Source organism: Streptomyces sp. AcH 505 (assembly GCF_000818175.1).
Taxonomy (GTDB): domain Bacteria; phylum Actinomycetota; class Actinomycetes; order Streptomycetales; family Streptomycetaceae; genus Streptomyces.
This window is the reverse complement of record NZ_JTIY01000001.1, coordinates 2,000,475-2,009,275: the sequence shown is the minus strand read 5'-3', so window position 1 is coordinate 2,009,275 and position 8,801 is coordinate 2,000,475. Positions and strand designations below refer to the sequence as shown.

Genomic DNA, 8,801 nt, shown 5'->3' with positions numbered 1-8,801 from the left:
CGCCGCCCCAGCCTGCTGATCCCCTGGCGCGACGCCGTCGCCCTGACCGCGGCCCCCGCCCAGGCGGGCTGGGGCCTGGCGTGGTGGACCGCCGCCTTCGCCGCCTCCTCGACGGCCGTCGCCGCCGACACGACCGCCGCGCGGCTCTGCGCCCTCGCCGCCACGCTGGTCTTCGGCTATCTGGCGGCGGGCCGCTGGGTCGAACCGGCCTGGACGGAGGCGGACGATCTGCGCCGCTCCCGGCTGCTGCCGTACCCGTACCCCTCGCTGATGCTGCGCCACGCGCTGCTGCCGACGGCCGCCCTGGCCGGTACGGCGGCGGTCGGCTGCGGCGTACTGGCCCTGCTCGGGCTGCCGGTCATGCCCGGCGTCGCCGTCCTCGTGTCGGCGCCCGCGCTGGTGGGCGCCGCGCTGGTGTCGGCGAACCGGGGGAGCATGCCGCAGGCGCTGTTCATCGGGACCGACACGATGATGGGCAACACGGCGCCGGTGCAGGTGCTGCTCTGGTACGTACGGGCGCCGCTGGTCATCTGCACGGCGCTGGCCCCCGCCGTGTACTACCTGTCCGGCGGTACGGCGCACCCGACCGCGCTCGTCGTCTCGGCGGCGCTGGTGGCGGCGGCGACGGCCGGCGCCCTCAGCTGGACCTGGGGCAGGGCGCGGCGGCTCTACGCTCAGTAGCGGCGCCGTGACGTGGGGTGGAGCGCGGGGCGGCCCGCGGTGGGGTGTGACGGAATCGGCGGGGTCCAGGGGAAAAGAAAAGCCCCGAGAGGCTGCGGAGCGGCCAGGATCGTCGCACTCTTGGGCCTATGAGTGATGCACCGATCGTCGTACACCGGGCGTCCGGGACAGGCGGCCGGCGGGTCACCGTCCGCGGGCAGATCATGGGACTCGCCCACTCGGACGACCACCTGGTCGAGTTCCTGCGGCTGGCCGGCCTGCCCGACGCCTTCGATCTGCTCGACGATCCGGGCTGGGTGGAGTGGCAGGGCGGCCTCCCGCACGAGTACGGCTCGAACTGACGTCCTCGGGCTGACGTCTCCGTCTCTCTCCGCATTCACTCCGCCACGATGGCCGCCAGCTCCGTCAGGCCGTTGACGCGCCAGTCCGCCGCCTCGACCACATCCGGGTCGTCCGCCCACAGGAAGCCCCACGGCCCGCGCCGCAGATGCGCGGTGCGCAGCCCGGCCCTGCGGGCGGGAAACAGGTCGTACGCGGGGTGGTCGCCGACGTACAGCGTCCGGTCGGCCGGTGCCTGTGCCACCTCGACGACATGCGCGAAGAACTCCGGCAGCGGTTTGGCGGCGCCCCACTCGGCCGAGGTGGCGACCAGGTCGACGGGCAGGTCGAGGCCGCGCAGCAGCTCGCCCGCCCTGACCGTCTGGTTCCCCGCGAGGACGACCCGGACGCCGAGCGCCTGGAGCCCGGCGAGCGCGGGGCGTACGTCGGGGTAGAGGTCGGACTCGTCCAGATGCTCGCCGCGCCCCGCGCTCTCCCGCGCGCGGTACGCCTCGGCCACGTCCATACCCGGTTTGATCAGGCGCAGGGCGTCGGTCGCTTCCCTGTTCTGCGCGGTCACCGCCCCGGCGAGAGCGGACATGGTGTGCCGGGGAACGCCCAGCCAGTCGGCCCAGGAGGCCCAGTAGCGGTCGTCGCGAACGAGGGTCTCGCCGACGTCGAACACGATGGTTTCAATCACCGGTCCAACCCTAGGGTGCGACTCTCCGCCGATTGTCAGTGGCTGGCCGTAGCCTTGCTCCCATGTTCGCTTATCCGTCCGCTTCTTCGCGTTCTTCCCGCGCCCGCGGTTCCGTGCGGTCCGCGGCCGTCGTCAATTCGGAGATCCGCGCCCTCTGGGCGCAGGCAGGTGCCGGCCTCTCGCCGGCCGAGCAGGAGCGCTATCAGCGACTGCTGGTGGAGTGGTCGGCGGCGGTGAAGGCCGAGGTTGTGACGGCGGCCTGAAAACCGTGGCAGCCCGAGAGTGGAGATGATCTTGATCGGGATGCCGTAGAGTTGGGTTTACCGACGCGGGGTGGAGCAGCTCGGTAGCTCGCTGGGCTCATAACCCAGAGGTCGTAGGTTCAAATCCTGCCCCCGCTACTCACCACCGAAGGCCCGGATCCACACTGGATCCGGGCCTTCGGTGATTCCGCCGCCCGACCAGGCGCAAGAGCTCGCTGTCAGAGCTTGCGTCGTCCGGCCGAGGGGCGGATCGTCGGAGTGGACGGCCGGATCTTCGCCGGGCGTGCCGGTAGCCCACTCGGTCGATGCGGGTCGCAGCCCGGCGCGGCAGCGGCCAGCCTTGGTGGGGCGCGGTACCGTCCGCGACCGTAGCCGGAGCGGCAGGAGAGACAACTGGTGGGGATGCTTGGGAGCCGTAAGACTCCGGCGGCGCGCAGGGTGCCACGCGCGGACGGCGACCAGAGCCCCCGCGCGCGCTGGATCGTGCGCTGTATGCCGGCTTTCGTCATCTTCGTCGGGGTCGTCTTCGACTCGGCGACCCCCACCCGCTTCACCGCGTCCCCCTTCTTCGCCGCGGCCCCGCTGGTCGCCGCGCCCTTCTTCACCCTGACGGGCACCCTGCTGACGGGCACCGCCGCCGTGGCGATCGACATCGTGCTGCGCGTCTTCGGGGACGGGCTCTTCAGACTCCAGGCGTTCACCGAACTGCTGACGATCCTGGTGGTCTCCGTCCTCGCGCTCGCCATCAACCGCATCGTCCGCCGCACCAACGAGCGGCTGACCTCTGCCCGGATCATCGCCGAGACGGCCCAGCGCGCCGTCCTGCCGACGCCCGCCGACCGGATCGGCGGGCTGCACATCGCCGCGCGGTACGAGGCGGCGCAGGAGGGCGCGTTCATCGGGGGAGACCTGTTCGCTGTACAGGACACCCCGCACGGCGTACGGCTGGTCGTCGGCGACGTGCGGGGCAAGGGGCTCGGGGCCGTCGAGACGGTGTCCGTGGTCATCGGCGCCTTCCGGGAGGCGGCGGAGCAGGAGAGCTCGCTGGAGGGGGTCGCGCAGCGGCTGGAGCGCGCCATGACCCGCGAGGGTGCGCGGCGCGGCACCATCGATCTCTTCGAGGGGTTCACCACCGCCGTGCTCGCCGAGATCCCGCACGGCAAGGACGTCGTGCGGCTGATCAACCGGGGGCACCCCGAGCCGCTGATGCTGTTCGCCGACGGCGCCGCGCTGATGCTCTCGCCGACCGAGTTCGCGCTGCCGCTGGGGATGGCCGAGCTGGGCGGGTGGCCGGACCGCGCCGACGAGATCGACTACCCGACGGGCGCGACGCTGCTCTTCTACACGGACGGCCTCTCCGAGGCGCGCGACCGGCAGGGCGTCTTCTACGACCCGCGCGGCCGGCTGGACGGGGTGATCTTCCCGGGGCCCGACGAACTGCTCGACGCGATGATCGGCGACGTACGGGTGCACACGGGCGGCGGCCCCAACGACGACATGGCGCTGCTCGCGGTCAGCAGGCCGGCGGAGGGTCAGCCCGAGCGGCGCAGAACGATGCCGGTCGTGCCGTAGATCGCGCGTATTGCTCGCCGGACCTCGCCCGGATCCCGTCCCGCTACCTTCCGTGTTCGAACGGCGCCCCTGCGCATAACTACTGACACACCATCAGAAACACGTGTGGGTCCGTAAACCCGTCAACTCGCCCACTTGCGCCTGCATGTGTCCTGTTACGTCCGATGCGAACTTGTTAACGATCACCGGGAACAGCTTGGAATAACGGCCTGGTCTCTATTAACGTTCGATAACGCAGCGCGGTCGTCCCAGCCGTCGTCAGAGATGGCGCCGTGCGCACGCGCCGAATCCCGCAAGGGAACCGGGGAACCAACAATTGGGGTGAATCGGGAGTTTCTTGCTGCCGCAAAGCAGCGAGTCACACCCGTAGGAGACCTTCCTGCTCCGAACCCGTCAGCTAACCCGGTAGGCGAGAAGGAAGGAAAGGAGAGCGCCCCAGTGGCGTCCAACAAGCCTGCCCCCGAGGCCTCCCTCGAAACATCTCCCTTCGGCGGCCTCGCCACCGAAGCCCCGCCGGACGGGGCCTGGGGCGACTGGAATCCCACCGGTGAGTGGAATCCCACCGAGGAGTCCGTCCTCCCGGTACGCGGCAGGCATCGCGTCGCCAAGCAGCGCAACGGACTCGCCCGCAGCTCCACGGTCCTCGGTGTCGGTGTCATCGCCGCCGTCGGCGCCGGCGGTATCGCCACGGCGCAGGAGAAGCCCGCGGTCTCCATCTCGCTGCCGGACGCGATAACCGACCACATCCCGGACGCCAAGTCGCTGCCCGGTGTGAGCGCGCTGCTGCCGGACGAGACCGAGCCGAACATCCTGGCCAGCGCCCCCCTCGGCGGCACGGACCTGGTGGCGAGCTCCGCGGTCCAGCACGGCGCGACCGCCGGCGGCGACGCGGGCGAGGCCCTGCGGGCCCGGATCCTCCAGCAGGCCGAGCACCAGCAGGCGGAGGCCGACCAGGCGGCCCAGGCGGCCGCCGAGACCACCGCGGCGAAGCAGGCCGAGGCCGAGGCGAAGAAGCAGCAGACCGAGGCCCAGAAGAAGGTCGAAGAGGCGAAGCAGAAGGCGGAGGAAGCGGCCAAGAAGAAGGCCGAGGAGCTCCGGCTCGCCAAGCTCGCCTCCAGCTACACCCTCCCCGTCGCCTCGTACACGATCACCTCCACCTTCGGTGAGGCCGGCTCCATGTGGGCCTCCGGCTACCACACGGGACTGGACTTCGCCGCGCCCACGGGCACCCCGATCAAGGCCATCCACAGCGCTACCGTCAAGTCGGCGGGCTGGGCCGGCTCGTACGGCTACCGCACGGTCCTGGAGCTGGAGGACGGCACCGAGCTGTGGTTCTGCCACCAGTCCTCGATGACCGTCACAGCGGGCCAGAAGGTCACCACCGGCGATGTGATCGGCCGCGTCGGCGCGACCGGCAACGTGACCGGGCCGCATCTGCACCTTGAGGTGCACACCCCGGACGGCACCGGTATCGACCCGAACGGATGGCTGCAGGCCAGGGGCATCAACCCCTGACCCCACCAGACCCCGGCGGCTCCGGCGCTCACCCCCCGACGTCGGAGTCGTCGGTCTTTCGGCGTTCAATGGACGAATGACCGATCTGCGAAAGCTGGGCACCTCCGACCTCCACGTCTCCCCGCTGGCCCTCGGCGGCAACGTCTTCGGCTGGGGCGCCGACGAGGCACAGTCCTTCGCCGTACTGGACGCGTACACGGCGGCGGGCGGCAACTTCATCGACACCGCCGACTCGTACACCGCCTGGGTCGACGGCAACGAGGGCGGCGAGTCCGAGACCATCATCGGCGACTGGGTCGCCTCACGCGGCAACCGCTCCGACGTCCTGATCGCCACCAAGGTCGCCAGCCACCCGAAGCGCAAGGGGCTCGCGCCGGCGAACATCAAGGCGGCGGTCGAGGACTCGCTGCGCCGGCTGTGTACCGACTACATCGACCTGTACTACACGCATGTCGACGACCCGAGCGTCTCCGTCGAGGACATCGTCACGACCCTCGACCAGCTGGTGAAGGAGGGCAAGGTCCGCGCGGTGGCCGCCTCCCAGATCGGGCCCGAGCGGCTGTCCGAGTCCGTCACCTTCGCCGAGAAGGAGGGCCTGGCCCGCTACGCGGCGCTCCAGGTCAACTACAACCTCGTCTCGCGGGACAGCTACGAGGGCGAACTGCGGGACGTCGTCGCCCGGCACGGGCTGGCCGCCGTGCCGTTCTTCTCGCTCGCCCGCGGCTTCCTGACCGGCAAGTACCGGCCCGGCACCACCGTCGAGAGCGTACGCAGCGAGGGCGCGGCCGAATATCTGAACACCGACCGTGGTCCCCGGGTCCTCGCCGCGCTCGACCGGGTCGCGGGGGCGCACGGCGCCGAGGTCGCGACCGTGGCGTTGGCCTGGCTGGCCGCGCAGCCGACCGTCGCTGTGCCGCTCGCCTCCGCGCGTACGGTCGAGCAGCTGCCGTCGCTGCTGGCGGTCGCGGATCTCGAACTGACGCCGGAAGAGCTCGCGGAGCTGACGGCGGCCTCGGCGTAGGGGCGCGCCGCGGTCCGGGTATCCGGGCTCAGTACTGGCGGTACGGGTTGTAGCCGTCGTAGTCGACGTACGGCGGCGGCACCCAGACCCGGCCCGTGGCCCGCGCCGCGTAGGTGAGCGCGGGCCCCGCCAGCTCCTTGCGCTCCCACAGCCGGTCCAGCAGCTCCCGCTCGCGCTCGGCGAAGTCGCCGACGGCGAGACCGCGCCCGGCGCGGTGGCGCAGGAACGCCAGGGAGGTCGCCGTCACCTCGTACTCGGTGACGGCCCGCGCGGCCGTCGTGCCGTACGTACGGCCCGCGTAGTCCCGCGCCATGGTGCGGGCCCGCATCGAGGACAGCGCGGCCGGCTCGGCCGTCCCCAGCCAGCCCGCCGCCGCGTAAGCGGGCAGCTGCGCGGCGACGGTGCGCAGCTCGCGCTGTCTGGCCCAGATCACCAGCCAGGTCACCAGGCCGAAGACGGGGAACATGAACATGCCGTAGACCGCGTAGAAGCCGTACGGGCCGAAGGCGGACGACGACACGTTCCACAGGGCGTGCATGCCCATCGCCAGGAGCAGGCCGAGCAGCGGCAGCCCGAGGCGGCGGAGCTTGCGGTGCGGGGGCGCCAGCGCGGCGAGCCCGAAGCCGATGCCGGTCATGACCGTGAACAGCGGGTGCGCGAACGGCGACATGACGATCCGTACGAAGAACGTGGCGACGGTGTACGTCGCGAAGCCCGTCTGGCCGAAGTCCCGGTCCTCACCGAAGGCGTTGCCGAGGTAGAGGATGTTCTCGGTGAAGGCGAAGCCGGTCGCGGTGAAGCCGGCGACCACCGCGCCGTCCACGAGGCCGGTGAAGTCGCGTCTTCGGAAGAGGAAGATCAGCAGGACGGCCGCCGCCTTCGCGCTCTCCTCGACGACCGGCGCCACGACCGTCGCGCCGAGGGACTCGGCGCCCGCGGGGTCGGCTGTCGCCGTGGCTATCCAGTGGGTCGCGAAGGAGTTCGCGATGATCGCGACCAGCGCGGCCGCGCAGGCGCCCCAGGCGAAGGCGAACAGCAGATTGCGCCACGGGCCCGGCTCGACCCGCTCCAGCCAGCGGAAGGCCGCCATCAGCAGCGGCACGGGCAGCACGGCCAGGCCGAGGCCCACCAGAAAGCCCTGGGTGCCCGTCTCGTGCCTGACCAGCGTCAGGATCACCAGACCGCAGAGCGCCAGCAGGGTGATCACCACACCCGCGCGTACCGCCTTGCTGTGCCAGAACGCCCGGCCGGGCCAGTAGCGCCGCCGGCGCACGGGCTCCGGGACCGCGCCCCACAGCTCACCGCTGCGGTCCCACACCTCGGCGACGGGGATCGGGGGCTGCGGCTCGACGCTCTGCGGGGACGGTTCTGGCACCTGTTGACCCTAACGAGCGCCGCCGACACCCGCGATGGTGCCTGGAGCGGGTGCGGCCGGATATGGCCGGCGAGGTTACGCGTCGGTGCCCGTGCGGCGGAACAGCAGGTCGTGCACGGCATGCCCCTTGTCGAGCCCCTGCCCCTCGAACCGGGTCAGCGGCCGGAACGCGGGGCGCGGGGCGTAGCCGCCGTCCGGGCTGGTGTTCTCGAAGCCGGGATGGGCGCTGATCACGTCCAGCATCTGCTCGGCGTACGGCTCCCAGTCGGTCGCGCAGTGCAGCACGGCGCCCGGCTTCAGCCGGGCGGCGGCGAGGTCGAGGAACTCGGGCTGGATCAGCCGCCGCTTGTGGTGCCGCTTCTTGGGCCACGGGTCGGGGAAGTAGACGCGGATCCCGGCGAGCGAGGCGCTCGGCAGCATCTCCCTGAGCAGGATCACCGCGTCACCGTTGGCGACCCGGATGTTGGACAGGCCGTTCTGCTCGGCGAGACGGAACAGGTTGCCCTGTCCCGGGGTGTGTACGTCCACGGCGAGGATCCCGGTGCCGGGGTCGGCCTCGGCCATCGCGGCCGTCGCCTCGCCCATGCCGAAGCCGATCTCCAGGACGACCGGCAGCCCACCGAACATCTCCGGCAGGTCGAGGACCCGCTGCCCGTCGATGTCCAGGCCCCAGTCGGCCCACAGCCGCCGCAGCACGTCGGCCTGGCCTGTCGTGACCCGGCTGCGGCGCGGCTGGAAGCTGCGGATCCGCCGCTCGAAGTGCGCCCCGGCCGGGTCGGCGGCCGGCCCGGTCCCGTCAGGAAACATCCGGCTCGCGGCACGCAGCCGGTCTTCCGGCTCGGTGGGGGTGGTCAGCGGGGGCATCTCGGTCTTCTCAGGCTCGGACACAATGCGGTCGATTCTACGGAGCGCCGAAGCGACCGAGAAACCCGCGACCTTGGCGGCCGTCCGGTGGCCCGAGAGCGCCCGTGGGGCGGGGGCTGAAGGGGGTCGTGCAGGGGTGGTGTCCGGAGCGTAGAGCGTGATTTGTGGCGCGACTCGGCGGTGGCTCCGCGTCGGGCGTGTACCGCGCCGTAAATCATGCAGCGCAGGACACGACCCCGGAACGGCCCCCGGCAACCACCGCAACCAAGACCGGCAGCCCCGAGCCGCGCCGGACGACGACACCGCGACCAAGTCCGGCAGCCCCGAATCCGACCGGACGGCGACACCGCGACCAAGTCCGGCAGCGCCGACCCCGAACCCGGCCGGACGGCGATGCCGCGACCGAGACCGGCAGCCCCGAACCCCGGAACGGCCCCCGGCGACAACCGCGACCGAGACCGGCAGCCCCGAACCCCGGAACGGCCCCCGGCG

Annotated in this window: 8 protein-coding genes, 1 tRNA gene, 1 pseudogene and 1 riboswitch; of the genes and pseudogenes, 7 read left to right on the top strand and 3 right to left on the bottom strand. The window is 71.7% G+C overall.

Annotation, left to right across the window (positions count from 1 at the left end; translation table 11 throughout):
- Positions 1-681, top strand: a pseudogene (locus HY68_RS43605) (hypothetical protein); the annotation flags it as partial.
- 128 nt (positions 682-809) lie between these two features.
- Complete coding sequence (locus HY68_RS09280; RefSeq protein ID WP_041986810.1) at positions 810-1,022, top strand: hypothetical protein; 213 nt, start codon at positions 810-812, stop codon at positions 1,020-1,022.
- Between the two features lie 35 nt (positions 1,023-1,057).
- On the opposite strand, the gene HY68_RS09275 is transcribed toward HY68_RS09280, so the two are convergent.
- The gene (locus HY68_RS09275; RefSeq protein ID WP_041995498.1) at positions 1,058-1,696 is read right to left on the bottom strand and encodes an HAD family hydrolase; all 639 of its coding nucleotides are present in this window, start codon (positions 1,694-1,696) and stop codon (positions 1,058-1,060) included.
- Between the two features lie 65 nt (positions 1,697-1,761).
- On the opposite strand from HY68_RS09275, the gene HY68_RS40025 reads away from it, so the two are divergent.
- The 5 genes from HY68_RS40025 to HY68_RS09255 all read left to right on the top strand — a co-directional run bounded on the left by HY68_RS40025 (position 1,762) and on the right by HY68_RS09255 (position 6,070).
- Positions 1,762-1,962 carry a hypothetical protein gene (locus HY68_RS40025; RefSeq protein WP_063779629.1) on the top strand — a complete coding sequence of 67 codons (201 nt, stop codon included), beginning with the start codon at positions 1,762-1,764 and terminating at the stop codon, positions 1,960-1,962.
- 64 nt (positions 1,963-2,026) lie between these two features.
- Positions 2,027-2,100: transfer RNA gene (locus HY68_RS09270), tRNA-Met, on the top strand.
- A gap of 354 nt (positions 2,101-2,454) precedes the next feature.
- Positions 2,455-3,534, top strand: coding sequence for a PP2C family protein-serine/threonine phosphatase (locus HY68_RS09265; protein ID WP_041986808.1), 1,080 nt, complete (start codon positions 2,455-2,457; stop codon positions 3,532-3,534).
- A gap of 271 nt (positions 3,535-3,805) precedes the next feature.
- A riboswitch (cyclic di-AMP (ydaO/yuaA leader) is annotated at positions 3,806-3,961 on the top strand.
- Between the two features lie 11 nt (positions 3,962-3,972).
- A complete protein-coding gene (locus tag HY68_RS09260; RefSeq protein WP_041986805.1) occupies positions 3,973-5,049 on the top strand; it encodes a M23 family metallopeptidase in 1,077 nt (358 codons plus the stop codon).
- A 76-nt stretch (positions 5,050-5,125) separates the two neighbouring features.
- Entirely contained in the window at positions 5,126-6,070 is a 945-nt protein-coding gene (locus tag HY68_RS09255; RefSeq protein ID WP_041986799.1) for an aldo/keto reductase, read from the top strand.
- Between the two features lie 28 nt (positions 6,071-6,098).
- Here the strand turns inward: HY68_RS09255 and HY68_RS09250 are convergent, their stop codons facing one another.
- Complete coding sequence (locus HY68_RS09250) at positions 6,099-7,388, bottom strand: PrsW family intramembrane metalloprotease (RefSeq protein ID WP_241778754.1); 1,290 nt, start codon at positions 7,386-7,388, stop codon at positions 6,099-6,101.
- Positions 7,389-7,520: 132 nt separating this feature from the next.
- Complete coding sequence (gene trmB / locus HY68_RS09245; RefSeq protein WP_241778753.1) at positions 7,521-8,252, bottom strand: tRNA (guanosine(46)-N7)-methyltransferase TrmB; 732 nt, start codon at positions 8,250-8,252, stop codon at positions 7,521-7,523.
- Positions 8,253-8,801 lie beyond the last annotated feature (549 nt).

Coding starts and splice junctions, on each gene's coding strand:
- HY68_RS09280 (WP_041986810.1), top strand. CDS start 810: ATGAGTGATGCACCGATCGTCGTACACCGGGCGTCCGGGACAGGCGGC.
- HY68_RS40025 (WP_063779629.1), top strand. CDS start 1,762: ATGTTCGCTTATCCGTCCGCTTCTTCGCGTTCTTCCCGCGCCCGCGGT.
- HY68_RS09265 (WP_041986808.1), top strand. CDS start 2,455: ATGCCGGCTTTCGTCATCTTCGTCGGGGTCGTCTTCGACTCGGCGACC.
- HY68_RS09255 (WP_041986799.1), top strand. CDS start 5,126: ATGACCGATCTGCGAAAGCTGGGCACCTCCGACCTCCACGTCTCCCCG.
- trmB (WP_241778753.1), bottom strand. CDS start 8,252: ATGTTTCCTGACGGGACCGGGCCGGCCGCCGACCCGGCCGGGGCGCAC.